This is a genomic window from Microbacterium sp. STN6 (genome assembly GCF_026410545.1).
Lineage (GTDB): Bacteria > Actinomycetota > Actinomycetes > Actinomycetales > Microbacteriaceae > Root112D2.
On sequence record NZ_JAPMIT010000002.1, the window covers coordinates 261,956 to 287,925 of the forward strand.

At 65.9% G+C, this 25,970-nt stretch carries 26 protein-coding genes and 1 tRNA gene; 11 read left to right on the forward strand and 16 right to left on the reverse strand.

Going from position 1 to position 25,970, the window contains the following annotated elements; translation table 11 throughout:
- Positions 1-50 precede the first annotated feature (50 nt).
- Positions 51-1,424 carry a zinc-dependent metalloprotease gene (locus tag OSC27_RS06610; protein WP_267181151.1) on the reverse strand — a complete coding sequence of 458 codons (1,374 nt, stop codon included), beginning with the start codon at positions 1,422-1,424 and terminating at the stop codon, positions 51-53.
- Positions 1,425-1,544: 120 nt separating this feature from the next.
- On the opposite strand from OSC27_RS06610, the gene OSC27_RS06615 reads away from it, so the two are divergent.
- From OSC27_RS06615 to OSC27_RS06625, 3 genes are read left to right on the forward strand one after another with little or no spacing between them, the layout of a single operon-like run.
- Positions 1,545-2,696 carry a PDZ domain-containing protein gene (locus tag OSC27_RS06615; protein ID WP_323373975.1) on the forward strand — a complete coding sequence of 384 codons (1,152 nt, stop codon included), beginning with the start codon at positions 1,545-1,547 and terminating at the stop codon, positions 2,694-2,696.
- 44 nt (positions 2,697-2,740) lie between these two features.
- Complete coding sequence (locus OSC27_RS06620) at positions 2,741-5,761, forward strand: UPF0182 family protein (protein ID WP_267180662.1); 3,021 nt, start codon at positions 2,741-2,743, stop codon at positions 5,759-5,761.
- A 22-nt stretch (positions 5,762-5,783) separates the two neighbouring features.
- Positions 5,784-6,917 (forward strand): ROK family transcriptional regulator, encoded by a 1,134-nt coding sequence (locus tag OSC27_RS06625; protein ID WP_267180663.1) that lies wholly within the window; start codon positions 5,784-5,786, stop codon positions 6,915-6,917.
- Between the two features lie 17 nt (positions 6,918-6,934).
- Here OSC27_RS06625 and OSC27_RS06630 read toward each other — a convergent pair whose 3' ends face one another.
- From OSC27_RS06630 to OSC27_RS06645, 4 genes are read right to left on the reverse strand one after another with little or no spacing between them, the layout of a single operon-like run.
- Positions 6,935-7,684 carry an ABC transporter permease gene (locus OSC27_RS06630; RefSeq protein WP_267180664.1) on the reverse strand — a complete coding sequence of 250 codons (750 nt, stop codon included), beginning with the start codon at positions 7,682-7,684 and terminating at the stop codon, positions 6,935-6,937.
- Positions 7,685-7,708: 24 nt separating this feature from the next.
- The gene (locus OSC27_RS06635) at positions 7,709-8,497 is read right to left on the reverse strand and encodes a hypothetical protein (RefSeq protein ID WP_267180665.1); all 789 of its coding nucleotides are present in this window, start codon (positions 8,495-8,497) and stop codon (positions 7,709-7,711) included.
- Between the two features lie 25 nt (positions 8,498-8,522).
- The gene (locus OSC27_RS06640; protein ID WP_267180666.1) at positions 8,523-10,196 is read right to left on the reverse strand and encodes a glycosyltransferase family 39 protein; all 1,674 of its coding nucleotides are present in this window, start codon (positions 10,194-10,196) and stop codon (positions 8,523-8,525) included.
- A 48-nt stretch (positions 10,197-10,244) separates the two neighbouring features.
- Positions 10,245-11,081: a helix-turn-helix transcriptional regulator gene (locus OSC27_RS06645; protein ID WP_267180667.1), complete on the reverse strand. Its 837-nt coding sequence runs from the start codon at positions 11,079-11,081 to the stop codon at positions 10,245-10,247.
- Between the two features lie 101 nt (positions 11,082-11,182).
- Between OSC27_RS06645 and OSC27_RS06650 the strand changes: the two genes are divergently transcribed.
- Positions 11,183-11,959: an SDR family oxidoreductase gene (locus OSC27_RS06650; protein ID WP_267180668.1), complete on the forward strand. Its 777-nt coding sequence runs from the start codon at positions 11,183-11,185 to the stop codon at positions 11,957-11,959.
- A gap of 4 nt (positions 11,960-11,963) precedes the next feature.
- Here the strand turns inward: OSC27_RS06650 and OSC27_RS06655 are convergent, their stop codons facing one another.
- Positions 11,964-12,260 (reverse strand): DUF4287 domain-containing protein, encoded by a 297-nt coding sequence (locus tag OSC27_RS06655; RefSeq protein ID WP_267180669.1) that lies wholly within the window; start codon positions 12,258-12,260, stop codon positions 11,964-11,966.
- A gap of 168 nt (positions 12,261-12,428) precedes the next feature.
- Positions 12,429-13,019 carry an AAA family ATPase gene (locus OSC27_RS06660; RefSeq protein ID WP_267180670.1) on the reverse strand — a complete coding sequence of 197 codons (591 nt, stop codon included), beginning with the start codon at positions 13,017-13,019 and terminating at the stop codon, positions 12,429-12,431.
- Positions 13,020-13,312: 293 nt separating this feature from the next.
- Here OSC27_RS06660 and OSC27_RS06665 point away from each other — a divergent pair, with 293 nt between their 5' ends.
- The gene (locus OSC27_RS06665; RefSeq protein ID WP_267180671.1) at positions 13,313-14,269 is read left to right on the forward strand and encodes a tyrosine-type recombinase/integrase; all 957 of its coding nucleotides are present in this window, start codon (positions 13,313-13,315) and stop codon (positions 14,267-14,269) included.
- Positions 14,270-14,280: 11 nt separating this feature from the next.
- Here the strand turns inward: OSC27_RS06665 and OSC27_RS06670 are convergent, their stop codons facing one another.
- The 7 genes from OSC27_RS06670 to OSC27_RS06700 form a co-directional block, all read right to left on the reverse strand.
- The gene (locus OSC27_RS06670; protein ID WP_267180672.1) at positions 14,281-14,589 is read right to left on the reverse strand and encodes a thioredoxin family protein; all 309 of its coding nucleotides are present in this window, start codon (positions 14,587-14,589) and stop codon (positions 14,281-14,283) included.
- On the reverse strand, positions 14,586-15,293 hold the full coding sequence (locus OSC27_RS06675) for a cation transporter (protein WP_267180673.1): 708 nt from the start codon (positions 15,291-15,293) through the stop codon (positions 14,586-14,588). Before OSC27_RS06675 ends, OSC27_RS06670 begins: the two co-directional genes overlap by 4 nt.
- Positions 15,290-15,643, reverse strand: a complete 354-nt coding sequence (cmtR, locus tag OSC27_RS06680) for a Cd(II)/Pb(II)-sensing metalloregulatory transcriptional regulator CmtR (RefSeq protein WP_267180674.1) — start codon at positions 15,641-15,643, stop codon at positions 15,290-15,292. The genes OSC27_RS06675 and cmtR overlap by 4 nt, the downstream gene beginning before the upstream one ends.
- Before the next feature lie 65 nt (positions 15,644-15,708).
- Positions 15,709-16,641, reverse strand: a complete 933-nt coding sequence (locus OSC27_RS06685; protein WP_267180675.1) for a cation diffusion facilitator family transporter — start codon at positions 16,639-16,641, stop codon at positions 15,709-15,711.
- A complete protein-coding gene (locus tag OSC27_RS06690; protein WP_267180676.1) occupies positions 16,631-17,734 on the reverse strand; it encodes a cation diffusion facilitator family transporter in 1,104 nt (367 codons plus the stop codon). Before OSC27_RS06690 ends, OSC27_RS06685 begins: the two co-directional genes overlap by 11 nt.
- On the reverse strand, positions 17,731-18,096 hold the full coding sequence (locus OSC27_RS06695; RefSeq protein WP_267180677.1) for an ArsR/SmtB family transcription factor: 366 nt from the start codon (positions 18,094-18,096) through the stop codon (positions 17,731-17,733). Before OSC27_RS06695 ends, OSC27_RS06690 begins: the two co-directional genes overlap by 4 nt.
- Positions 18,097-18,363: 267 nt before the next feature.
- Positions 18,364-18,714 (reverse strand): ArsR/SmtB family transcription factor, encoded by a 351-nt coding sequence (locus tag OSC27_RS06700; RefSeq protein ID WP_267180678.1) that lies wholly within the window; start codon positions 18,712-18,714, stop codon positions 18,364-18,366.
- 59 nt (positions 18,715-18,773) lie between these two features.
- Between OSC27_RS06700 and arsB the strand changes: the two genes are divergently transcribed.
- The 3 genes from arsB to OSC27_RS06715 are packed head-to-tail and all read left to right on the forward strand — an operon-like array spanning position 18,774 to position 21,720.
- Positions 18,774-19,916, forward strand: coding sequence for an ACR3 family arsenite efflux transporter (arsB, locus tag OSC27_RS06705; RefSeq protein WP_416348826.1), 1,143 nt, complete (start codon positions 18,774-18,776; stop codon positions 19,914-19,916).
- 23 nt (positions 19,917-19,939) lie between these two features.
- Complete coding sequence (locus OSC27_RS06710) at positions 19,940-20,371, forward strand: arsenate reductase ArsC (protein ID WP_267180680.1); 432 nt, start codon at positions 19,940-19,942, stop codon at positions 20,369-20,371.
- Positions 20,368-21,720 (forward strand): NAD(P)-binding domain-containing protein, encoded by a 1,353-nt coding sequence (locus OSC27_RS06715; RefSeq protein WP_267180681.1) that lies wholly within the window; start codon positions 20,368-20,370, stop codon positions 21,718-21,720. The genes OSC27_RS06710 and OSC27_RS06715 overlap by 4 nt, the downstream gene beginning before the upstream one ends.
- A 265-nt stretch (positions 21,721-21,985) precedes the next feature.
- On the opposite strand, the gene OSC27_RS06720 is transcribed toward OSC27_RS06715, so the two are convergent.
- Positions 21,986-22,062 (reverse strand) — tRNA-Met (locus OSC27_RS06720).
- 112 nt (positions 22,063-22,174) lie between these two features.
- Between OSC27_RS06720 and OSC27_RS06725 the strand changes: the two genes are divergently transcribed.
- Positions 22,175-22,987, forward strand: a complete 813-nt coding sequence (locus tag OSC27_RS06725) for a carbon-nitrogen hydrolase family protein (RefSeq protein ID WP_267180682.1) — start codon at positions 22,175-22,177, stop codon at positions 22,985-22,987.
- On the opposite strand, the gene OSC27_RS06730 is transcribed toward OSC27_RS06725, so the two are convergent.
- Complete coding sequence (locus tag OSC27_RS06730; RefSeq protein WP_267181153.1) at positions 22,966-24,180, reverse strand: pyridoxal phosphate-dependent aminotransferase; 1,215 nt, start codon at positions 24,178-24,180, stop codon at positions 22,966-22,968. The genes OSC27_RS06725 and OSC27_RS06730 overlap by 22 nt on opposite strands.
- A 339-nt stretch (positions 24,181-24,519) precedes the next feature.
- On the opposite strand from OSC27_RS06730, the gene OSC27_RS06735 reads away from it, so the two are divergent.
- Entirely contained in the window at positions 24,520-25,113 is a 594-nt protein-coding gene (locus tag OSC27_RS06735; RefSeq protein ID WP_267180683.1) for a hypothetical protein, read from the forward strand.
- A 236-nt stretch (positions 25,114-25,349) separates the two neighbouring features.
- Complete coding sequence (locus OSC27_RS06740; protein WP_267180684.1) at positions 25,350-25,955, forward strand: hypothetical protein; 606 nt, start codon at positions 25,350-25,352, stop codon at positions 25,953-25,955.
- Positions 25,956-25,970 lie beyond the last annotated feature (15 nt).

Below are 25,970 nucleotides of genomic sequence, written 5' to 3' on the forward strand. Positions count from 1 at the left end.
CCGCGATTGTCCACAGCGGGGCGGGGGAGAAGTGCTGCGCTGGCGTGCCCCTACTGCTCCGTCGGCCGTTCGTCCGGTCCGTCGTCGCGCAGCAGATCCTCGATGGCCTGGTCGAGCTCGTCGGGCTCGGGCGACTGGCCGCTCTGCTCGGCGCGCAGCCGGGCGACGAGGGCGGCAGGGTCGTCGAGGTCGCCGGCGTCCGGCAGCAGATCGGGGTGCGACCACAGCCGGTCGCGCGCCTCGGCGCCGACCGCATCCGTCACCTGCTGCCACATGGCCGCGGCCTCACGCAGCCTGCGCGGCCTCAGCTCGAGGCCGACGAGCGTCGCAAACGCCGATTCGGCTGGCCCGCCGGCCGCGCGCCGTCGGCGCACCATCTCCGCGATCGCGTCTGACGAGGGCAGGCGAGTGGTCGCCGAGCGGGTGACCACGTCGACCCAGCCCTCGACGAGGGCGAGCATGGTCTCCAGGCGGGCGAGCGCCGCCTCCTGCGCGGGCGACTTCGGCGGGATCAGGGCGCCGCTCGCCATGATCTGCCGCAGCTCCTCGGGGTTTGACGGGTCGAAGTTCTCGGCGACCTCTTCGAGCATGCCGGTGTCGATCGAGATGCCGCGCGCGTACTCGGTGATCGAGGTGATGAGCTGCAGCCGCATCCAGCGCGCGTGGCGGAACAGCCGTGCGTGTGCCAGCTCACGTACGGCCAGGTACAGCTCCACCTGGTCCTGGGCAATGTCGAGGCCGGCGCCGAATTCCTCCACGTTCTGCGGCAGCAGCGTGGCGCTGCCGTCGTCGAGCAGGGGGATGCCGATGTCGCCTCCCGAGACGACCTCGCGCGAGAGCTGACCCACGACCTGACCGAGCTGCATCGCAAAGAGGGCGCCGCCGACCGAGCGAATGACCGACTCTGCGCCCTGCACCATGGAGCGCATCTCCTCAGGCGCCTGCTCCTGGAATACGCGAGTGATCGCGGCGGCAATGCTGAGAGCCACGGGCTCGGCAAGCTGGATCCACAACGGCATGGTCGTGCGCACCCACTCGGCGCGACTCGTGAGGGTGGGCGTGCCGCTCAGCTCCGACACGTAAGCGGCCTCGTCGAGCCACAGCGCCGCAACGTGGAACGCCTGCTCCATGGCGCTGCGCCTGCCGGGCTCGATCGCCTTCGCGCCCTCGGAAGCCAGGGTGCGTGCCTGCTCACTCGCGAGGTCCCAGTTGATCCCGCCGCCAGCGCGCATCGCATTCTGCAGCTGGGAGATGAGCCCTGCCACCGCCGCCGGATCGTTCGGCAGCCCTGCGGCACCCGCCAGCTGGCTTGCATCCATCGACGAGGAGCCCGAGAGCATTTCGCGCAGCATCTCGAGGAAGTCATCTGGGCCGTCGCCGTTCGCGCCGTCGTCCGGCCGGTCTTCGTTGTCGTCGCCTGGCATGGTCATCGCGCCTCTTTCATCATGGCAAGCTCTCAGCCGCTCAAACTACGCTAACCCGCCGGTATATAGACTGTCGCACCGAGGTGTCCGCCTGCCGCGAACACATGCAGAAGGGATGCCGTGGCGCTGTTCCGAGAAGACTCTGCTTTCGCCGAGCCCCAGGGCCCCGCACCCGTCGTGCGCCGCTCGGTCACGGTCGGCTGGGTGCTGCTCGCCATCGGCGTCGTTCTCGTTCTGATCCTCGGCCTCACTCCCGCGCCGTACGTCATCGAGATGCCGGGCCCGGTCTTCAACACGTTGGCGAGTGATCAACCCGTGGGCGACTCGGGGAAGGCCACCGGCGCGGAGCAGACCGAGAAGGCCGTGCCGCTCATTTCAATCCCCGGCCAGAAGACGTATCCCACGTCGGGAAGCCTCGACATGCTCACGGTCGCGTCGGTGGGCCGGCCGGGTGCGCTGCCCAGCTGGATGCAGGTCGTCGGCGCCTGGTTCGAGCCGAGCAAGGCCGTGATTCCCGTCGACGTGGCGTACCCGCCGTCGAGCACCGTCAAGGAGCAGGACGCCGAGAACACGGCCCTCATGCTGAATTCCCAGAAGGATGCGGTCGCAGCGGCTCTGAACCAGCTGGGCACCACGTTCCCCCAGGCCGTCTCGGTGAAGCAGGTTCTGAAGGGCACGCCGGCGTCGGGTCGACTCGAGGTCGGCGATGAGATCGTCACCGTGAACGGAACCAAGGTGGGAGGCGTCGCCAGCCTGCGCTCCCTCGTCGCGAAGAGCGGTGCGGGCCGAACGGCCGAGATCGGCGTGCTGCGTCACGGCAAGTCGAAGACGGTCGAGGTGACGCCGGTCACGAGGGACGGGTCGGTGGTTCTCGGCGTCGGCGTCGGCATGGATTACACGTTCCCGTTCGAGGTAAGGATTCAGCTCGACAAGGTGGGCGGACCGAGCGCCGGCATGATGTTCGCGCTCGGGATCATCGACAAGCTCACGCCGGGCACGCTCAATGGCGGAAAATCCGTCGCGGGCACAGGCACCATCGACAACGAGGGCAACGTGGGCCCCATCGGCGGGATCCGGCAGAAGATGTTCGCCGCACGGGATGCGGGCGCCGACTACTTCCTTGCTCCGGCATCCGATTGCGGTGATGTCGTTGGGCACGTTCCCGATGGGCTGCGCGTGTTCTCGGTGAAGACGCTCGGCGACTCGCTCGATGTTATGAAGGCGCTTCGAACCTCCGGCGACCTCGACAAGCTGCCTCGCTGCCACGCCTAGGATGGTCTAGACCCCCTTCCGACGCAGAGCACGAGGACAACAGGGTGACATCAGCTGCAGCACAACGGCCGACGACGCGGCGACGCGCCGCGATCTGGATCACGATCGGGGTCATCGTCGCCCTGGTGATCCTCTTCTTCATCTTCAGCGGGCTGTACACCGACTGGCTCTGGTACCAGCAGCTCGGCTTCCTCGAGGTGCTCACGACGCAGTGGTTCGCCGCGGCGGCGTTGTTCGGCATCGGGTTCATTTCTCTCGCGTTCCCCATGTGGCTGAGCATCCAGCTCGCGTACCGGCTGCGCCCCGTCTACGCGAAGCTGAACGCGCAGCTCGACCGCTACCAGCAGGTGATCGAGCCGCTTCGCCGCCTGGCCATGTATGGCATCCCCATCATCTTCGGACTCTTCGCCGGTGTCTCGGCCGGCAGCCGTTGGCAGAGTGCGCTCATGTGGCTGAACCGCACGCCGACGGGCAAGGTCGACCCGCAGTTCCATCTCGACATCTCGTTCTATCTCTTCGACCTGCCGTTCTATCGCGGCCTCGTCGGGTTCGCCTCGGCGACCGTGATCATCTCGCTCATCGCGGTGCTCGCGACCACGTATCTCTACGGTTCGATCCGGATCACGGGTCGCGAGGTGCGCATCGCCAAGGCGGCCCGGGTGCAGATCGCGATCACCGCCGCCGTGTACCTGCTGCTGCAGGGCGTGAGCGTGTGGCTTGACCGCTATGCGACGCTGACCGACGCGAACGTCAACGGTGGCATGATCAACGGCGCGGCGTACACCGATACGCACGCCACCATTCCCGGTCGCGCCATTCTCGCGGGCATCGCCGTGGTCGTCGCCGTGCTCTTCATCATCACCGCGCTCGTCGGCCGTTGGCGACTTCCGCTCATCGGCACGGCGCTGCTGCTCGTCTCCGCGATCATCATCGGCTCGATCTACCCCTGGGTTGTGCAGAAGTTCCAGGTGGACCCGAGCGAGAAGACCATCGAGCAGACGTACGTGAAGCGGGCGATCGACGGCACGCGCGACGCGTACGGCGTCAGCGATGTGCAGGAGAGGCTGTACAACGCGAAGACCACGGCAGAACAGGGTGCGCTTCGGCAGGATGCCGAGACGACCGCGAATATTCGCATCATCGACCCGGCAGAGGTCAGCCAGTCGTTCGCCCAGTTGCAGCAGTTCAAGCAGTACTACGGGTTCCCAGACACGCTCGATGTCGACCGCTACAAGCTCAACGGCAAGGAGCAGGACACCGTGATCGCCGTGCGCGAGCTCGAGCAGTCCGGCATCTCGTCGCGCAACTGGTTCAACGACGCGCTTGTCTACACGCACGGCTACGGCGTTGTCGCGGCCTACGGCAACAAACGGTCGCCCGACGGCCAGCCCGTCTTCCTCGAATCCGGCATCCCGGTCTCCGGCGAGCTCGGCAAATATCAGCCTCGCGTGTACTTCGGCGAGAAATCGCCCAGATACTCGATCGTCGGGGGCCTGAAGAACAAGAAGGGCGGCGTCGAACTCGATTACCCCGCCGGCAAGGACGGCGCGTCACAGACGTACACGACCTTCCAGGGCAACGGTGGTCCGAAGCTCGACAATCTCTTTAATCGCCTGGTCTACGCGCTGAAGTTCCAGGACGAGCAGATCGTGCTCTCCAATTCGGTGAACAGCCACTCGCAGATCCTGTACGATCGCTCGCCGGTCGAGCGCGTGCAGAAGGTGGCGCCGTACCTCACGATCGACTCCGACCCGTATCCGGCGGTCGTCGATGGCCGCATCAAGTGGATCATCGACGGGTACACGACGAGCGACAGTTACCCGTACTCGAAGGTGAACAGCTTCAGCTCGGCGATCGCCGATTCGCAGACGCCGAAGACGAACCCGTATGCGATGGACGACATCAACTACATTCGCAACTCGGTCAAGGCCACCGTCGACGCGTACGACGGCTCCGTCACCCTCTACGCCTGGGATACGAGCGATCCCATTCTGAAGACGTGGGAGAAGATCTTCCCGACGACCGTCAAGCCGATGAAGGAGATGAGCAGCCAGCTGCTCAGCCACGTGCGCTATCCCGCTGACCTGTTCAAGGTTCAGCGCGACGTTCTCGGCCAGTTCCACGTCACAGACCCCGGCTCGTTCTTCTCCAGGGATGACGCGTGGGTGACGCCGGATGACCCGGTGTCGAGCAATCAGAGTCTGCAGCCGCCGTACTACCTGACGATGCAGATGCCCGGTCAGAAGAAGCCGAGCTTCTCGCTGTACTCGACGTATATACCTCAGGCGACGACATCGTCGACGCGAAGCGTGCTGAAGGGGTACCTCGCCGTCGATGCGGATGCCGGCGGAACGCCGGGCAAGATCGCTTCGGGCTACGGAAAGCTGAGACTGCTGACCCTGCCGACCGACGATAACGTGCCCGGGCCCGGCCAGGTGCAGAACACGTTCGGCTCCGACCCCAACGTCTCTCAGGCGCTCAACGTTCTGCGACTCGGCAAGACCGACGTCATCAGCGGCAACCTGCTGACGCTGCCTGTGGGCGGCGGACTGCTGTACGTGCAGCCTGTCTACGTGAAGTCCACGGGTGAGACGAGCTATCCGCTGCTGCAGAAGGTGCTTGTGGCGTTCGGCGAGAAGATCGCCTTTGAAGACACCCTCGACGGCGCGCTCGACGCGTTGTTCGGCGGTGACTCAGGGGCAAACGCGGGTGATACGAACGTGGATACCGGTAACGGCCAGGGCGGCACGGGCGGCACCGAGACGCCGCCGGCCGACAACGGCACGGGCACCGGAAACGGGTCTCAGGGCGGGTCCACGGGCAGCGCGGCGAACAACGCGGCGCTCCAGCAGGCTCTGCAGGATGCGAAGGCCGCCATGCTCGCTCGTGACCAGGCGCTCAAGGCGGGCGACTGGGCGGCGTACGGCACGGCGGACCAGCAGTTGACGGATGCTCTCAACCGGGCACTCGCTGCGGAAGGCGACAGCACGACGGGCAGCGGCTCGACGGGCGGTTCGGGCAGCGGCTCGACGGGAAGCTCCGGCTCCGGTTCGTCCGGCAAGTAGTCGCGCGGAAGAGGGCGCACGCATGTCGGGAGAGTTCGAGCTGGGGCGCACACTCCGGCCTCGAACCAAGGTTCTTCCCGAACAGGCGCGCGCCCACAACCGCTCCCTGGTTCTGCAGACGCTCTACCGCGACCGTGGCCAGAGTCGCGCCGACCTGGCCAGGGCCACGGGCCTGACCCGTGTGACGATCTCAGACCTGGTCGCCGAGCTCGTCGCCGAGGGTGTCATCGTCGAGCTCGGCCAGCGCGACGAGGCCAGGCCGGGCAAGCCGGCGGTGCTGCTCGACATGAACGCCGAATACGCGCAGATCGTCGGTCTCGACCTCAGCGAAGACGCGTACTTTCGTGGTGCCGTGCTCGACCTGCACGGCACGGTGCTGGCGAGCCGCGACGTGCCTCTCGACGGTGCCACGGGCGAGCGGGCGGTCACACTCGTTCTCGAACTCGCCGACGCGCTCGCTGCCGATGCGACGGCCCCTTTGCTCGGCATCGGTGTCGGCTCTCCGGGAATCGTCGATCCGACGGGTGTCGTCGTGTCGGCACCCAACCTCGGTTGGTCCGCTCTCGAGTTGCAGCAGCGCGTTCGCGAGCACACGGGCTCTGCCGCGTATGTGGGCAACGATGCGAACGTCGCCGTGCTCGCCGAGTACGGCTTCGGCCAGGCTCTCGGCGACATGATGCTCGTCAAGGTGGGCCACGGCGTCGGCGCCGGCCTGCTCGTCGGCGGTGCGCTCGTGTACGGCAGCCGGTTCGCGGCCGGCGAGATCGGCCAGGTGATGGTGGACTCGGCGCGTGGGCCGTACGACGGGGCGCGGTCGCTGGAGGCGTCGCTCGCCGTGCCGCAGCTTCGCGAACGGCTGGGCCACGCGACATCCGCTGGTCAGGACTCTGAAGCGGTTCTGGCCGACGCCGGCCGCCGCCTCGCCATCGTGCTCGCACCGATCGTGGGCGCCCTCAACCTTGCCGAGGTCGTGCTGAGCGGCCCCGAGGATCTGCTCGGGGGAGCGCTGACGGATGCGGCCATCGCGACGCTTCGCGAGCGAACGATGGCCGGCTTCCACACCGACGTGCAGCTGCGCATGACCGCCCTTGGCCGCGACATCGTGGTGCGCGGTGCGGGCGTCATGGTGCTGTCGGGCCAGCTCGGAGTGTCGTAGACCGACGGCAGCGGGCGTCAGGAGACCGGGCGCGGCTTCACTCGCACCGGCGCGAGGCCCGCGACCAGAACGACGGCGGTGATCGCTCCGGCAGCCATGATGCCGGCGAGCACGACGATCTGAAAACGTCCGGCTTCGAGCGGGGAGACGCCGCCGAAGATCGCACCCACGAACGCGCCTGGCAGGGTTACGAGGCCGGTCGTCTTCGTCTGATCGGTCGACGGGATCAGCGCCGAGTAGACCGACGACCGCGCGATGTCGAGGGTCGATTGGCGCGGCGTCGCCCCGAGCGCCAGCCACCCCTCGACCTCCTCCCACCGATCACCGACGGCTTCGGTGAAACGCCGGCCGGCCAGCGTGGCGATGCTCATGGAGTTGCCGATCACGATGCCGCCGATCGCCAGCGCGTAGCGGGGCGAGAACTCGATCGCTCCCGTGGCGAAGACGATGCTGAGGGTCATGGCGATCCCGAGCGCCATCGCGCCCGTCACCAGCCCGGCGTGGGCAAGCGACCAGCCGAGGCGATGGGATGCGGTCGCAGCAGCCACGACGAACATGACGCCGAGCGCCACGCCGACCCACAACCCGCTCGAGATCACGCCGGTCAGGATCACGCTGATGACGGCCAACTGCAGCGTGCCTCGCAGCACGGCCAGGGCCGGCGCCCAACGGTGAGGGGCGCGGTACACGCTGAGCACGGCCGTGGCGAGCAGCACGAGTATGGCGATGCCGAGAAGGCTCGGTAGCAGGTCGGCCGACCAGGTCATGGGCCGAGTTTACGCGCGCCGAGTTCAGCTGAGCGTGGCAGAGCGGCGCACGAACTGCACGCTGATGACCGCGACGCACATCACGATGACGCAACCGAGCACGATCGAGACGGGTCCGGGGCCTAATCCGAGTCCGCCGGCGCTCGACGGCATCGCGCCCCAATCGGCGAACGAGGCGCCGAGAGGGCGAGTGAGCACGTACGCGATCCAGAATGCTGCGGTCGCCGGCAGCACGCGCAGGCGGTACGCCGCGGCAGGCAGGGCGATGAGAACGGCGAACAGTACGCCGGATTCGAGGTAGCCGAGACCCAGCGTCTTCGCGGTCATGTCGCCCGCTGCTGTGCCGAGCGCGAAGGTGGCGACGATGGTGGCCCAGTAGAACAGCTCCCGACGCCTGCTGCGGATGCTGTGGATCGACAGAGTGCGTTCGCTCACGTACCAGAGCGCGAAGATCCCGCCGAGGATCGTGAGGAACGCCGCAGTCGACACCGCGTAGGGCACGCCGAACTGCACGTGGATCACATCGGCCACCATCGTGCCGAACACACCCACCATGACGACGGCTGCCCAATACAGCCATGGCAACAGGCGCCGCGCCGCGAGCTGCAGCGCAAGGACGATCACGAAGACGATCCCCGCGCCCAGCACCGCGAGCACGGGATCAAAGCGGTGCACGAGAAAGTCCGAGGTCGTCTCGCCCATTCCCGTCGTCAAAACCTTCGTCACCCAGAACGGCACACTCGCAGCGGGCACCTTGCTGACGTCGAATGTGGGGAGGCTGGCGCTCACAGATTTGAGTTCACGTGTGCTCACGCTCTCAAGCGTTTCCCAACGCCTCTCAGAATGTCCCAAGAATTCCGCGGGCCGCCGACTGGTGCACGTTGTCATCCGCCTCGGCGGGGCGGCCGACGCCGGCGTCGCGCACCCACAGCCGCACCGTGATGCCGGTGAACTCCTGCTTGCGGGCGAGGTGGAAGTCGCGCTCCAGTGTCGCGCGCTCGCGTCGCTGGCGCGCCGACATCCCGGTAGAGCCGTCGTTGCTGAACTCCCAGACTCGTCGCGTCTCCAGCACCTCGTCGACGATCGCCGGCAGCGAGTGCTGCGTGCCGTAGAAGGTGCCGGTGCTCATGGGGGAGGCGGCGAGCGCGATGTCGTTCACATGCGAGAAGTCGCCCGGGTACGCGAGCCGGGCCAGCGATGACACCTCGGGAAGGAACAGGATCGCGTCGCCCGCTCGAGCGTGTTTCGTCACGTATTCGGATGCTGAAAGCATGTCTTGCGGATGCCCGGACGCCGTGCGCAGGGTCACTTGCAGCGGGGCCCCGGCCACGAGAATGATCGCGACGACGGCTGCGCAGACGAAGCGCTCGAGGTGCGATCCGCGGAGGGCCGGCTGCAGTCGCCGGGATATCTCGTAGGCTCCGTACCCGGCGAGCAGCGCGACGCCGGCCGAGCTGTAGAGCACGTATCGCACGCCGCCGTAGAGGGGAGTGCTGAGTGACGACTCGATGATGAGCGCGGCGCCGGGCAGCACGAGAAGCGGAAGTGCGAACTGCACCAGGGAGACGGGAGCGCGCTGCGGCCCGCTCGGCGCGAGCATCCCGGCACTCGGCGCGCGCATCCCGACGCTCTGCTTCGACCGCGCGCCGCCGACACCGAACAGGAGTGCGCCACCCACGAGCGCGCTCACAGTGGCGACGACGCCGGGTGTCGAGCCGAACAGTGTGGCGTAGAGTCGGCCGGCGGCGGCCCATCCCACCGAACCGATCCAGGCGAGCTGCGCCTCCTCGGCGTGGCTGACCACGATGAGCGGAGTCATGGCCACCGCTGCGCCGCAGGCGCAGAGCATCCATGCCCTCAACGTGGCTCTGGGAACCCGCGCCCAGAGCAGCGTCGCGCCATGTGCCAGCAGCATCAGCGTGGTCATCTCGTGCAGGTACCCCGCGAGCACGACGAGTCCCAGGTAGAGAAGCCAGCGCGGCACGGCCGAATGGTTTCCGCGGAGCGCGTGCAGCAGCGCGAGGCTCGCCGCCATCACGAGCGCGAGGTCGAGCGCGTACGACCGGCCGACCTGGGCGTACTCGTTGACGAGGGGCAGCGCGGCGAGCACCAGCCCCGACGTGAGCGCGATCACCCACCTGCCGGTCAGCAACTGCGCCACGCGAGCGGTGAGCGCGACGGCCGCGATGGCGCCGATGAGGGACGGAAGGCGAAGCACGACGGTACTGCTGCCAAGCGCGAACACACCGTGCATCATCAGGTAGTAGAGACCGTGCACGGCGTCCACATGGCCGAGAAGGTGCCAGAGCTGTGCCAGCGGCAGGTGTGCCGCCCAATAGGTGGCTCCCTCGGTGCCGTACATCGAGGTGCGGCCGAGCCCCCACGCGCCCAGGGCAGCCATGACCGCGCCCGACGCTATCGAAGGCAGCCATGCCGCCAGCCCGGAGGGCATGCGGCGACTACCCGCGGCGAGGGGCTCGCCTGCAGCCGTCAGTGTGTGCGGCCAACTCACATGCTGACGGTAGGCCGGTTAGCTGCGAGTTGCGTGACGCCGCGTCACTCAGAACCTCTGCGCGCCGAGTACGCCGAGCAGCTCGAGCTTCTCCGCGTCCGCGGACCGTGGGGCGGCGGTCAGCACGAGCAGGCATTGGCTCTGCTCCTCGTTGAAGAGGGCCTGACAGTCCAGTTCGATGGGCCCGAGCTCGGGGTGCACGATCGTCTTGTGGTCGGCGAAGCGTTGAGCGACCTCGTGCCGTTCCCAGAGTGCCGCGAACTCCGCGCTGAGCTCCTGCAGGGTTCGTACGAGTTCCCCGGCGCGCGACCGTGAGCCCATGCTGCCGTAGGTCACTCGCAGGGTCGCGACGAGGGCCCTGCTCTGTCGGTCCCGATCGTCTTCGGGGTACCGTTCGCGCTCGTTTTCCGGGTGCGCGAACCAGCGGTAGATGTCGCTGCGCTCGAATCCCGTGTACGCGGAGTGGTCCCCGAGCAGCGCCGCCGCCAGCCGGTTCTCGACCAGCACCTCGGCGAGGTTCGAGAGCACGAGCGCAGGTGTGTCGTCGAGGCGGTCGAGCACGCGCAGCAGGGCGGCGGAGACATGAGCGGATGCGCCCGCCCGCCCCGGCGCGTTGTGACCCGCCATGCGGAACAGGTAGTCCCGTTCGTCCGAGCTCAGCCGGAGCGCGCGGGCGAGCGACGTGAGCATCTGCGTGCTGGGCTGCGGGCCGCGCTGCTGCTCGAGTCGCGTGTAGTAGTCGGTCGACATGGCGGCCAGCGCCGCGACCTCCTCGCGCCGCAGGCCCTCGGTGCGGCGTCTTGCGCCTTCGGTCAGGCCGACGTCCGACGGTCGAAGCGACTCGCGCCTCGTGCGGAGGAACGTGGCGAGCTCAGCGCGATCCATACCTCTATCATCCACCGCGGCGCGCGTGGCGAGCCAGAGACTGCGGATCCCCCGATGAGGCCTCTCTGCCACAGCCGGCCGAGCGCCCTCAGGCTTGAGCCATGAACACGACAAACAACACCATCTTCATTCCGGGCGCGACGAGCGGCCTCGGGCTCGCCCTGGCGCTCTCCCTGCAGGCGAAGGGCAACACCGTCATCGTCGGCGGCCGACGGGTCGAACTGCTCGAGAGCATCGCGCGGGAGCATCCGGGCATCGATACCGTTGAGATCGACACGGCGGATGCCGCGAGCATCGGTCGGGCCGCCGAGAAGGTGCTCGCCGCGCATCCGCGCCTTAACGTGCTGGTGACGATGGCTGGCATCATGCGGGCCGAGGACTGGCACTCGCCGGCAGGGTTCGTCGGCACAGCCGAGCAGATCGTCACCACGAACCTGCTGGGGCCCATCCGCCTGATCGGCGCCTTCATCGAGCACTTGCAGGCACAGGCGGATGCTGCCATCGTCACCGTCTCGTCAGGGCTGGCGTTCGTGCCGCTCGCCGCTACGCCGAGCTACAACGCGTCGAAGGCGGCCATCCACATGCTCAGCGAGGGGGTGCGGCTGCAGCTGGCCGACACGAGCGTGCGGGTCATCGAGCTGGTACCGCCGGCGGTGCGTACGGCACTGATGCCCGGGCAGGAGCAGAGCCCAGTGGCGATGCCGCTCGACGAGTTCATCGCGGAGGCCGCCGCGCTGCTCGACGAGCGCCTCGAGGGCGAGGCGGGGGAGGTGCTCGTCGAGGGCGTGAAACTGCTGCGATTCGCCGAGACCCGGGGCGACTACGACGCGGTCGTTAGCCGACTGAACGCAACCGACCCGCACTCGAGGGCGAGCTGAGCGCTCAGCTTACCGCCGGGTTCGTCGCCTTGCCGTCGAGCCACAGGGTGTCGCTCGCGTCTCGGTGGGTGCCGGTGGTGCCGACGTGCTTCGCGCTGATCGCGGGCCCGTTCTTGATGACGTGCACGAGCGCCATGCCGTGCCCGCGCCCCAGCGCGTAGTCGGTCTTGAGCCACTCGAGGATCGCGCCCGCCTTCACGGCGGGGTCGTTGAACCCCTTCTGGTTGGCAATCTCGACGAGCTCTCGCGGGGTGAGCCCGGTCTTCTCTTCGATGGTGTCCAGATACGCCTGAAATGACATCTCGCCTCTTCCTCGTGCGCGGAGTTTCGACGAGTGTACCGAGCCCCTGTGACACGGCAGCGTTGCGGGGCGCGTGCCCGTTGCGAGGCGCGTGCCCCGTTGCGGGGCGCGTGCCCCGTTGCGGGGCGCGTGCCCGTCGCGGGACCCGAAAGCGCCTCGTGGGACCCTTCATTTCAGGTCCCGCGAGACCACTTGGGGTCCCGGGACCCGAGAGCTCGTGTCTCGCGAAACCGCCGCAACCACCTTGGCGACGTCATACCCGCCACCGTCCACGAGAATGTGCGGCTCATCCGAGGCTGGCGGCTCGAAGGAGCCGAGATGCGCTTGCAGCAGCTCATCCCGGGCGTCGTGTCGGTCGCCCGCCTGTCGATTGGCCTCCACGCGCTCGAGAATCAACGATTCCGCCGCGTTGACGTAGACCAGCACGAAGCGCGAGCTCGACCGCTCGGCCAGCCGGCGCCATCCGTCTCGCAGAAAGCGCGGTGAGCTGGTGTCGTCGACGACAACTGGGCGGCCGGCAGCGAGTGCGAGGGCGGCACGCGCATCCGCTTCGTCATTTGTGCGCGCCCACTCGTTTATCGGGATGCCCTCGCCGCCACGCAGTCCACGCTCCTCGTTGATTGCGTCCAGGCTCACGATGTCTCCGCCGAGCTCATCGGTGATTGCGCGAGCGAGCGTGCTCTTGCCCGAGAACGACCGACCACACATCAGCACGAGTAGCGGATGCGCGTCGCGTCGCTCGGCTTCTGTTTCTGCCACCACCCGAATCTAATGTGCGTTGGCCAACGAAATCGCGGAAGCCGGGAGTTTCGGACTAATTTCAGCCGCCTCCACCGCAAGGGGAACCGCATACGCAGAACGCCCGGCCTCCGAAGAGACCGGGCGTTCTGACTTTGGTTGCGGGGGCAGGATTTGAACCTACGACCTCTGGGTTACGAGTTAGCCGCGGAAACACGCGGAAGTCCGAGCAGGTTAGCGGCGCCGTGGTGACTCGGGTCGATGAGTTTCTGCGCCGCAGGGCACTGAGCGCATAACGATTAGGTAACGGGGAAATGGAGGTTCCTGCCGCATACCGGTATCACCTGCTGGCGGCGGGTAAGAGCGCCGGAACAGTCAAGCAGCGCATGGGCGATATCGAGCGCTTCTCCCGGCGCTACCCAGAACTCTTTGCGGTGTGTGCGGAAGATCTTGTCGTCTACCTGGGCGTTGGCGCCGAATGTGCCGGGTGGAAGCCGGAGTACCTGAAGAAGATCCGCGCCTCGTTCCGATCGTTCTATCGGTGGGCGCACTTGTCGGGACGCATGGCATCCGATCCGGCGTATGCGCTGATGCCTGTGGCAGTGCCTCGGCCTCTGCCGCATCCGACTCCCGAGGACGTCGTTTTGGAAGCGTTCGCACAAGCATCGTTGGCGGTGCGGGCGATGATTCTTCTGGCTGCGACCGAGGGCCTCCGCCGCTCCGAAATCGCAGCCTTGCACCCCCGTAATCGCCGAAGCAACACCATCCGGTTCTTTGGCAAAGGATCGAGAGAACGAGCAGTGCCACTCGACGAGCTGACCCGCACCACACTCGTTCAACTTGAGCACGAGCAGGGCACCGATACCTTCTACTTCCCTGGCCGATTCGGTGGCCACCTCCACTCGAGCACCGTTTACAAATGGGTGACAGAGCTCACTCGGGGCTGGACATTGCACAGCCTTCGCCATCGTGCAGCGACCATGGGCTATGCCGGCACGAAAGACCTTCGAGCGACCCAAGAAGTGCTTGGCCATTCCTCGCCTGCCACGACGCAGATTTACACGGCCGTAGCATTCGCCGATCTTCAAGCCGTGGTCAGCGCAGCGTCGCTGCCTACCCCGCGCGCCTCTCGCTCTATCGCGGGCGATCGCATGGGCATATGGAGTGGGAGGACGCTGGTGATCGACCTCGACTCGGTGAGTGTGCCGCAGCTGTTGGCCGTCCTATCCGCATCAAGGCACCAGGTGAAGGAGATTCTCACCCGTTACTAGCCGACTCGTTTTCAGCGGCGTGAGGCTAGCGCTTCACTCAACTGGTCCACAGTCGGCACCCCAGCGATTCCCGTCGGAGTGCTGTAGATCCGACACGCCAGGTTCTGCGTGCGGCCGGCTGAGGGGAAGAGGTCCGTTCCATCGACGAGGATGGTGGGTGAACCAGCGAACTGTAGTCCTGCTGCCTCATGCGCCGAACCGATAAGCACGAATGCGATGCGCGCATTCTCGTGGCCCGTCACGTCGAGTGCCGTGCGGAGCCGGTCGCCGGCTTCCGCCGTGTTCGGGCAGTCGTCGATGTGGAGGATCTCTATTTTCACGGTTGTTCCTCGCCTGGTTGGCAGCATTCGTCGGCCTCGACTGTGCGTTCACCGGTCAGCGCGGCCACCGGCACGGCACACGTGTCGCCCTTCCATGCTTCGAGCCCCTCCTTGATCGCAAAGCCTGCGATGACGAGCGCGGCGATCGAGTCCGCCCACGCCCACCCGAGCAGTACATTCAGCAGCAGGCCTACCAGGAGTGCCGCTGAGAGAAAGCTGCAAATCAGAGTCTGCTTCGAATCGGCAACCGCGGATGCCGACCTCAGTTCGCGACCGGTTCGACGTTCGAACCAACTCAGAAATGGCATGACCGCCAGACTGATCGCAGCGAGAGCAATACCGACAGGGCTGTGTTCCGCCTCGCGCAGACCGAAGATCGACGGCGCGGCATCGACGATGACGTAGGCGGCCAGGCCGAAGAACGAGAGAGCGATCACGCGTAGGGCGACCTTTTCACGCTTCTCGGGGTCGGGCGCACTGAATTGCCAGGCGATCGCTGCTGCGGAGAGCACCTCAACGACGGAATCGAGACCGAAACCGACCAAGGCGGCCGAGGATGCGACGGTACCTGCGGCGAGGGCGATGATCGCCTCAATCAGGTTGTAGCCGATGGTGACGGCGACGATCCAGCGGATGCGTCGTTGCAGCATCCACTTGCGCTGGGGTCCCAGCACCGGGGTTGAACCGTTCGTGGTGGCGGTCATGCGCCGGTTCCGCAGCATAGGGGGAGGTCACAGCTCTCGTCGGCGCAGGCTGCACCGTCATCGACAGCGAGTACCACGTCGACCAGCGCCGACAGCGCCCGCGTCAGGTGGGCGTCGGCGATCTCATACCGTGTCTGTCTGCCCTCGGGAACAGCAGCGACGATGCCGCACCCCCGCAGGCAGCTGAGGTGGTTCGAGACGTTCGAGCGGGTCAGCTCCAGCGTCAGCGCCAGTTGTGCGGGATAGCCCGGTTGCTCGAGCAGACTCATGAGAATGCGGGAGCGGGTCGGATCGGCCATGGCGCGGCCCAGCCGGTTTATGACGTCAAGTCGGGAGGCGGAGGTCAGCATAGGCTGACTATACAGCACGCGCTGACGCATCTTCACCTCGTCGTCAGGAGTCGTTGGCGCCGGCCCTAGTGTTCCGTTCCGCTCTCGTGGGCGGCATGGTTGGCTGGTTCCAGTTGGAAGGTGCTGTGTTCGACGTCGAAGTGACCGATCAAGCAGGTCTGCAGTTGGTCGAGAACCTGCGGGGCGTGGCCATCGCGGAAGCAGGTGTCGTCGAGCACAATGTGCGCCGACAGAGCGGGCAGGGCGGAGGTCACCGTCCAGACGTGCATGTCGTGCACGGATCGGACATGTTCCGGCTCCATCAGGTGGTTGAGGATCATCGACAGATCCGCGCCTTCCGGAGCGGCCTCCAGGAGAACGCGTCCGGAATCTCGCAGCAGCCCCCAGGCGGCGTGCACCATCAGCGCAACCACGATCAATGATGCGATCGCGTCGGCACGGCTGAAGCCGGTGGCCAGAATGACAACTCCTGCCACGACGGTGGCGATGAACCCGTACAGGTCGGTCAGGATGTGCAGATAGGAGCCCTGCACGTTCAGGCTGGTGCGATTCGCCTTGGCCAGCACCCACACGGCGACCAGGTTCACCGCCGCCCCGACGAGGGCAACCACGAGCACCGGACCGCCCTCGACGGGAGGTGGGTCGAGCAGGCGGCGGATGGCTTCGACCGCGACGATACCGCTGATGACCACCAACGTGATTCCGTTCACGGCGGCCGAGAGGATCTCGGCTCGTTTGAGTCCGTAGGTCCACTTTCCCTTCGCCGGACGCGCCGCCAGGCGAAGCGCGAACAGTGACGCGCCGATCGCGCCGGCGTCGGTGAGCATGTGACCGGCATCCGATAGCAGCGCCAGCGACCCGGACAGTACTGCCACGACGACCTCGACGATCATGAATCCGACGATCAATGACAGGGCGACGACCAGGTAACGCGTGTCCGCTGTAGGGGCGATGCCATGGCTGTGTGCCGAATGACTGCCAGTCGGCTCAACCGTCATGAGAGTGCGGCTTCAAATCTTCTGCTGTGGTAACGGTGCGGATGGCGAAATCGTCAAGGTTAGGCAGGTAATGGACGAGCTGGTGTTCTGCCTCATGAGCCACGGATTCCGCATGTGACAGCGCAGTGTCGGCCACCACGACCGTGGCCGCACCCTGGAGTCGATGACCGACCCACCGCAGCTGCAATTTTGATACGGACAGCACTCCCGGCGTGTGCTCAAGCGCCGACTGCGTACGGTCCACGAGTTCCGGCTCGATGCCGTCCATGAGCCGCTGGCCGATACTTCGGACCGTGCCCCACAGCAGCACGATGATCGCCGCCGAAATGAGAAGACCAACAATAGGGTCCGCTAGCGGGAAGCCCAGCATCACACCGAAAGCGCCGACAACGACAGCCAGGGAGGTGAAGCCATCGATGCGGGCGTGCACCCCGTCGGCGACGAGAGCGGCGGAGCCGATCTTCTGCCCGACCCGTATGCGATAGATCGCGACTGCCTCGTTGCCGATGAAGCCGATCACACCGGCGGCGGCCACCCACCACAGATTGTGTAGCGGTTGTGGATTGAAGAACCGGTCGATGGACTGCCACGCCGCGACCACCGCCGAGATGGCGACAACCGCGATGATGAACAGACCGGCGAGATCTTCGGCCCGACCATACCCGTAGGTGTATCGGCGGGTGGCCACGCGGCGACCGAGCACGAAGGCAACCCAGAGCGGTACGGCGGTTAGCGAGTCTGAGAAGTTGTGGATTGTGTCCGCCAGCAGCGCCACTGATCCGCTGAAGAGGGCAATGATGAATTGCACCACGGTTGTTCCCAGAAGGATGAACAGGCTGATCTTCAAGGCGCGAACGCCTCGCGTGCTCGCCTCTAGCGCGTCGTCGATCGAGTCGGCAGCGTCATGACTGTGGGGCACGAACAAGCCGTAGAAGAAACCCTTGATTCCGGCCGGATGCGAGTGGCCGCCGGGATCGTGCGAATGACCGTGTTCGTGGGGGTGCTCGTGAGCGTGTGCGTGCGCGTGCTCATGAACTTGAGGCTGCCCGTTTTCGTGACCATCCTCGTCCTGATGTGCCTGTGAAGTATTCACGTGGTCGCCTCGTTCTGGGCGTGGTGGTGGCGGGGATTGCTGTCGAGGGAGTGCTCGGCCTGGAGGATCGCGTCGGAGACGAGTTGTCGCGCGTGTTCGTTTTCGAGCCGGTAGAAGACGCGAGTCCCCTGCTGCCGAGTCGACACGATGCGGGCGAGCCGCAGCTTCGCCAAATGCTGCGAAACTGCGGCCGGTGACTTATCGACGATGTCCGCCAGATGGTTGACCGACAACTCGTCATCACGCAGCGCGAGGATCAGCCGCACCCGCGTTGCGTCGGCGAGCATCGCGAAGACCTCGACCGCAAGCTCGACGTATTGACTATCAGGTTCTCGCCCGCACACCGGCATATCTGCATCCATACGCAGATTATTGCATAGCCGGTGATCCCTGCCCGGTCTCCTGATTATCTTGTGTGGCGCCCGTGGGGATGTGGAACAGGAGTTGCTCGTTTGTCCAGCGGGTGCCGTTGCTCTGCAATCCAGGCTGGCTGATAACGAGTCGAGGAGCCGTTGGGGCTCGTCGCCCGCCTGCTGATATTCCGCCGTGACGGCCCCGCGATCGAAGGCTGCGCTCACGTCACCATCTTGTGTCACCCGTATCGGAGCAGTGTTCGCCCGCTGTCTCGGTTAGACCGTTACAAGTAATCGTGCGACAGAGTCGAGGGAACCCGGAATGAGTCGGTAGTAAGCCCAGGTTCCGCGCTTGGTGCGGCTGAGAAAGCCGGCGTCGACCAGGATCTTCAGGTGGTGCGAGACGGTTGGTTGGCCCAGCCCGAGAGGTTCGGTTAGGTCGCATACGCACGCCTCGGCATCCTCGTGTGCGGCGACCATCGAGATCAACCGGATCCGGGCCGGGTCGGCGAGGGCACGTAGCGACTTCGCCAGGTTCGTCGCGTTCCCGGCCGAGATCGCTTCGCGTGCGATCGGGTTGCAGCATGCCGTCACGTCGGTCACGGGCAGGAAGCCAGTCAACGTCATAGAGGTAGTCTCTCACCAACATTGACAAACGTCGATATCGTCGGGGAAACTGAACATCGATGACTATCGATTCTCACAATCTCGGAGACACTGTGACTGACCAGCAGACTGTGGTGAAATCAGGCAAGCTCGGCACAGCCGATCGGTTCCTGCCAGTGTGGATATTGCTAGCGATGGGTCTGGGACTGCTTTTGGCGGTGATCGCGCCGGGGCTGGTCGTTGCGTTGCAGGCGTTCACGATCGGTACGGTGAGTGTGCCGATCGCCGTGGGGCTGTTGGTGATGATGTATCCGGTGTTGGCCAAGGTGCGTTACTCGGATGCTGCGGCCGTCGCGGGCGACAAGCGACTGCTCATCGCCTCGCTCGTGATGAACTGGATCGTTGGGCCGGCGTTGATGTTCACGCTGGCCTGGGTTCTCCTTCCGGATCTGCCCGAGTACCGCACGGGTTTGATCATTGTGGGTCTCGCTCGCTGTATCGCGATGGTGCTGATCTGGAACGACCTCGCCTGTGGAGATCGAGAAGCTGCTACGTTCCTGGTCGCACTGAACTCGGTGTTCCAAGTGCTTGCATTCGCGGCGCTCGGCTGGTTCTACCTGCAGGTACTTCCCGGCTGGCTCGGTCTTGCCACCACCAGTGCCGGCTTCTCGATTTGGGCGATCACGCTGAGTGTTCTGATCTTCCTCGGGGTCCCATTGGTGGCCGGATATCTCTCGCGCCGCATCGGTGAACGAACCAAGGGCCGAACCTGGTACGAGTCAACATTCCTGCCAAAGGTTGGGCCGTTCGCCCTGCGGGGGCTGCTGTTCACGATCGTGATGCTATTCGCGTTGCAGGGCAATCAGGTGATCGCGCATCCGTTCGATGTGGCGCGAATCGCGCTGCCGCTGCTGGTGTATTTCGCGGTGACCTTCATCGTCGGATTCCTCCTGGGCAAGGCGATCCGTCTCACGTATGCCAAGACGGTAACCCTGGCGTTCACCGCCGCGGGAAACAATTTCGAGCTGGCGATCGCCGTGGCCATCGGCACGTTCGGTGCTGCCAGCGGTCAAGCGTTGGCCGGCATCGTCGGCCCTCTGATCGAAGTGCCGGTGCTGGTCGGACTGGTGTATGTCTCACTGTGGTTGCGCGGACGGTTGTTCAAACCGGCCCATGACTCTGACTCTTCTGTTCCTCAACTTCCGGCCTCGAGCCGGGCGTAATCCCACCATGTAAGGAAGACAGCATGTCCCAAAAGTCCGTCGTTCTCTTCGTCTGCGTTCACAACGCCGGCCGCTCCCAGATGGCCGCCGGTTATATGAGGGCTCTCTCCAGAGGTGCTGTTGAGGTTCGCTCCGGCGGCTCGGAGCCTGGCGAGAGCATTAACCCGATCGCCGTCGAGGCGATGGCTGAGGAGGGCATCGATATCTCCGAAGCGGTGCCGCAGCTGATGACCACCGAGTCGGTCCAGGAGTCCGACGTTGTGATCACGATGGGATGCGGTGATGCGTGCCCGATCTTCCCCGGCAAACGGTACGAGGACTGGGAACTCGAAGACCCTGCCGGCAAAGACATCACGACGGTTCGTCGGGTCCGGAACGAGATCAGGGCACGCATCGAAAGCCTGTTGGCTGAGATCCTGCCCAGCGCAGAGAGTGAAGAAAGAAGAAGACCATGAGCATCGCAGAACTGCCATTCCCCACCCTCACCACGCCGGCCACTGACAAACTGGCGGACGTTCCCGTCGCCGTGATCGGCGCCGGGCCGGTCGGTCTCGCAGCGGCAGCCGAGCTGCTCGAACGCGGCATCGAGACGATCGTCTTCGAGCGCGGCAACCGCGCCGGGGCAGCGGTCGAGCAGTGGGGCCACACCCGCCTGTTCTCACCATGGGAATACGTCGTGTCTCCGGCCGCGGCGCGGCTGCTGGAAGGAACCGGATGGGAAGCACCAGCCGCGGCGAGTCTCCCGTATGGCACCGAACTCGTCCACGACTACCTGCTGCCGCTTGCCGCGACCGACGAACTTGCCCCGCGCATCCGATACCGCTCAACTGTCGCAGCTATCTCGCGCCAGGGCATGGATCGCACCCGCTCGGCCGGCCGCGCCGAGACCCCGTTCCTGTTGCGCGTGACGAACGCGAACCGCACTGAGGATGTCCTTGCCCGTGCGGTTATCGATGCCTCGGGCACGTACTTCAATCCGAACAGCATCGGCTCGAGCGGCCTCGACCCAGTCGGATTCGACGACGTCGCGAACCACGTCAGCCATGCGCTTCCCGACGTCCTGGGACGCGAACGCGCCCGCTTCGCCGGCAAACACACCCTCGTCGTCGGCACAGGACACAGCGCCGCGAACACGCTGATCGCACTCGCCACCCTGGCCGACGAAGTGCCGGGCACGAGCGTCACGTGGGCGATCCGAAACGAAACGCCGGCGCGTGTCTACGGAGCGGCGACCGACGAGCTAACCGCCCGGGCGTCGATCGGCGCGCGAGTACACGATTTCGTCCGCAATGGCGCTATCGCTCTCATAGACCGGTTCGAGATCGACTCAACGGAGGCCGCTGAAAATGGTCGGGTCCGCGCGATGGGACGACGGAACGGTGAGACGACGACCATCGAGGCAGACACGATCGTCGGGGCGACCGGCTTCCGGCCCGATCTCGACATGCTCCGCGAGATCCGGCTCTCACTTGATGAGATCGTCGAAGCGCCGCGTGCGCTCGCTCCGCTGATTGACCCGAACCTGCACAGCTGTGGAACCGTGCCCCCGCACGGTGTCGTGGAGTTGACGCATCCCGAACCGAACTTCTACGTCGTCGGCATGAAGAGCTACGGCCGCGCCCCCACGTTCTTGTTGCTCACAGGCTACGAGCAAGTCCGTTCAATCGCGGATGAACTGGCAGGCGACAAGCAGGCCGCTCGACGCGTTCAACTCGTCCTACCCGAGACCGGGGTCTGCTCCAGCAGCGGTCCGACCGACAGCGGACACGGCTCGAACGCGTCGGTGGGCAGCTGCTGTTCCTGAGGCGGCGACGCGCATCCGATCCTCGATCGACGTCATTGAATGTCGCGTCGTCAGCACTGAGCTTGGCCCAAACATTAACCCTGAAGTAGCCGCCCTAATGCCCGCATCTTTTGAGGGCAAACACGTAACCCCTTTTTGGCGAGTCGCCATTCGCGACAAGACTTGAGCCAGACGCACGGGAAATCTAGACGATTTCGAAACTTCGTAACGGCTGGTCAAAGGGAAAAACGATGACCCGATCTCCTGTCGGAGATCGGGCCATTCTTGGTTGCGGGGGCAGGATTTGAACCTACGACCTCTGGGTTATGAGCCCAGCGAGCTACCGAACTGCTCCACCCCGCGGCACGAGAGTCAACGATAGCACAGGCGGCCGAGCGCCTCGAATCCGCCCGGATGGCTGACGCCCGCCGCACGCAATAGTCGCCATAACGCTCACATCGGCGATGATGGGTTCATGGATGCGCCCCCCGAACTCGCCGTTGCCGTGGCTCAATTCGCGCCGACCGCCGACACGCGAATCAACCTCGATGCCATGCGAACCTTGACGCGCAAGGCCGTCTCCCGCGGCGCGCGCCTCGTCGTCTTCCCCGAATACTCCTCCTACTTCGAGCAGCCCCTCGGCGAGAGCATGGTGACCGCCTCGCAGGCGGTTGACGGCCCGTTTGTCAGCGAGCTGGCGGCGCTGGCCGCATCCGAGCGCGTGCACATTGTCGCGGGATTGCTGGAGCGCGCCAACGACCCGGGCCGCTTCCACAACACCGTCGTGGCCGTCTCGCCCGCCGGCGAGCTCGTCGCGACCTACCGCAAGCAGCACCTCTACGATGCGTTCGGCGCCTCGGAGTCGCGCTGGGTCGTGCCCGGCGACCTCGACGAGCCGCAGCTGTTCACGGTCGACGGCGTGCGCGTGGGCATGCAGACCTGCTACGACATCCGCTTTCCTGAGCTGAGCCGGCGCATCACGGATGCCGGCGCAGACCTCATTCTCGTTCCCGCCGAGTGGGTGCGCGGACCCCTCAAAGAGCACCACTGGCGCACCCTGCTCACCTCGCGGGCGCTGGAGAACACCGTATACGTCGCAGCGGCCGACCACGCGCCGCCCTCCGGCGTGGGCGGCAGCGTCATCATCGACCCGATGGGCGTCGAACTCGCCTCGCTCGGCGAGCAGACGGATACGGTTCTCGCCTGGGTCTCACCGGCGCGCCTTGCCGAGACGCGCCGCGTCAACCCGAGCCTCGCGATGCGTCGTTACCGGGTCGAGCCGCGCTGAGCCTGCAACCCCGCCAACTGCGCGGCCGCGCGCTCAAGCACGTCCCTCTTCTTACAGAACGCGAAGCGGATGAGCGACGCATACGCGTCGCCATGCCGTTCGGAGACGAACGCGCTCACGGGCACCCCCACCACCCCGGCAAGCTCGGGCAGGCGTCGGCACAGATCAGATGCATCGTCGAAGCCGAGCGGAGCGGCATCCGCGATGACGAAGTAGCCGCCCTGGGGGCGCGTGACGGTGAAGCCGGCTTCGGTGAGGCCGTCGAGGAGCAGGTCGCGCTTGGCTTGTAGCTGGGCGGCCGCGTTGGTGAAGAACGAGTCGGGTAGGCGGAGGCCGGCCGCGATGGCGGGCTGGAACGGCGCGCCGTTGACGTAGGTGAGGAACTGCTTGACGGCGAGAATGGCGTCGACGATCGCGGGAGGGGCCGACAGCCAGCCGACCTTCCAGCCGGTGGTGCTGAACGTCTTGCCACCCGATGAGATGGTGACGGTGCGATCGCGGCCGCCGGGCAGGCTCGCGATCGGGATGTGCGGCGCCTCGAACGTGAGGTGCTCGTAGACCTCGTCAGTGACGATGATGGCGTCGTGCGTGTGGGCCAGCTCGATGACGAGCTGCAGGGTTTCTGCGGGCAGCACGGCGCCCGTGGGGTTGTGCGGAGAATTGAGCAGGATGACGCGGGTGCGGTCGGTCACGGCGGCGCGAAGCTCGTCGAGGTCCGGCTGGAAGTGCGGGGCGTGCAGCGGGACCGTGCGATGCTGCGCGCCGGCGAGCGCGATCAGGGCGCCGTACGCGTCATAGAACGGCTCGAGCGTGACGACCTCGTCGCCGGGCTCGAGCAGGGCCAGCAGCGTGGCGGCAATCGCTTCGGTTGCACCGGCGGTCACGAGGATCTCGCGATCGGAGTCGAGGCTGATGCCGTAGAAGCGCTCCTGGTGCTCGGCGACCGCCTGCCGCAGATCGGGGATGCCGCGGCCCGGCGGGTACTGGTTGTCGCCGCGGCGGATCGCGTCGATCGCCGCCTCGAGCACGACGTCTGGCCCGTCTTCATCGGGGAAGCCCTGGCCCAGGTTGATCGCGCCGGTGCGGGCGGCGAGGGCGCTCATCTCGGCGAAGATCGTGGCGGCGATCGTGCCGTCGGGCGCGAGCAGGCCCGCCCCTCGCGCGGCGTGCTGCCATCGACCCGGGATCGCCATGCTGCCCCTCATCTCTGCGTTGATCCCTCCAAACTACGGCAGTTGGTGGCGAGTGCACGTTCGCAGGTTGAGGAGGCCGCAAAGCGGCCGTCTCGAAACCCGAGTCGCTCTCGCCTATGCAGGTTGAGGAGGCCGCAAAGCGGCCGTCTCGAAACCCGAGTCGCTCCCGCCTATGCAGGTTGAGGAGGCCGCAAAGCGGCCGTCTCGAAACCGAGTCGCTCTCGCCTATGCAGGTTGAGGAGGCCGCAAAGCGGCCGTCTCGAAACCCGAGTCCCTCTCGCCAACGCACGCTGTGGATAAGTTCCCCGCGACGGCATGGCATTGCCCTACCGTTGGCCCATGCGCTTCGCGACCGACCGCCGCCTGCCTGCCGCCCCTGCGCGCATCGCGGCAGTCGCCCTGCTTTCGATCACGGCATTTCTACTAAGCGGATGCGCCTCCGCACCGTCGCCCGTCAAGACCCACTCGTCGAAGCCAGCCGCGACCCCCGTGTTCGCCACGAACGACGAAGCGCTCGCAGCGGCGACGAAGGCTTACGCCGAGTACCAGTCGATTGGGCAGAAAATTGCCCAAAACGGCGGTGAAGGTGCGACTCAGATTGTTTCCGTAGTAACTCCAACAAAGGCAAAGGCGGAGCTGCAAGAGTTTAAGGAATTGCGTGAGCGTGGGTATCGCCAGGTCGGCGAGTCTCGTTATACGAAGATCCAGTTACAAGAAGATCAGATCACGGACGTTGGTGGCGCTCTTTCCATCTATGTGTGCGTCGACTCATCCGCAACTGACTTTGTCGACGCCGCCGGCACGAGTGTTCTTCCGTCAGATCGCTCGCCGTTGGCGACCGTTGTTGCACAATTCAAGAGCGCTTCGGCAGAGCACCCGAAGCAATTGGTCGTTTCCAGGATTGAACCATGGTCCGGCAAAAGTATCTGTTGACGATCGCGCTGGTCGTCGCGTCTGTCGCCCTTAGTGCTCCAGCTGCGTTTGCTTCGGTTGATTGCCCGATCACTGCCACAGTGGGTGGGACATGTGGAGGCGCAGCAGCCTCCGGCGGCGGCGTCGACGTGTGGGCGAATCGCTCGGGTCCAGGGGCGGCGACGAAAGCGCCGCGTCGGTCCGTTGGCCGCACCGCCGCGGCACCTGAAGCCGAGCCCGAGGTGCCGTGGACCTGCGTGACCATGGAGCAGGACGGCGTGCCGAAGCGGGTGTGCGGCAACTTCGAGTCACAGGAGGTCGTACGCGACACCCCCTCGGCGCGATGCATCCCGTTCAGCCCGTGTGACACCCGCAACTTCACCGTGAACGCGAGCGATCTCGTCAACTTCACGCCGGCGGCGCCTTCCGCCTCGATGGAGCCGGACGGGTGGGCGATCGTGGGGCTGCCGGCGAACTTCCTCGCGCGCGCCACCGGCAGCATCCAGTCAGGAATGCTGTTGGGCTATCAGGCGCAGGTGCGCTTCACCCCGCACGCCTATGTGTGGTCGTACGGAGATGGCGCGACCAGGCGCACCAGCGCAGCCGGAGCGACGTGGGCCGCGCTGCGGGTTCCCGAGTTCTCACAGACGGCGACGAGCCACATCTACACAGCCAAGGGCGTGCATCAGGTGCGGCTCACGGTGGAGTACACCGCCGAGTATCGCTACGGGGAGCCGGGCTGGCGCCCCGTGAACGGTGTGATCCCGGCCGATGCCACCGTGGTAGCGGTGCTGGCGAGCGACGCGAAGACCGTGCTCGTCGACAAGGATTGCAACGCGAACCCCACCGGCCCCGGCTGCTGATCGACTCTCCACGCC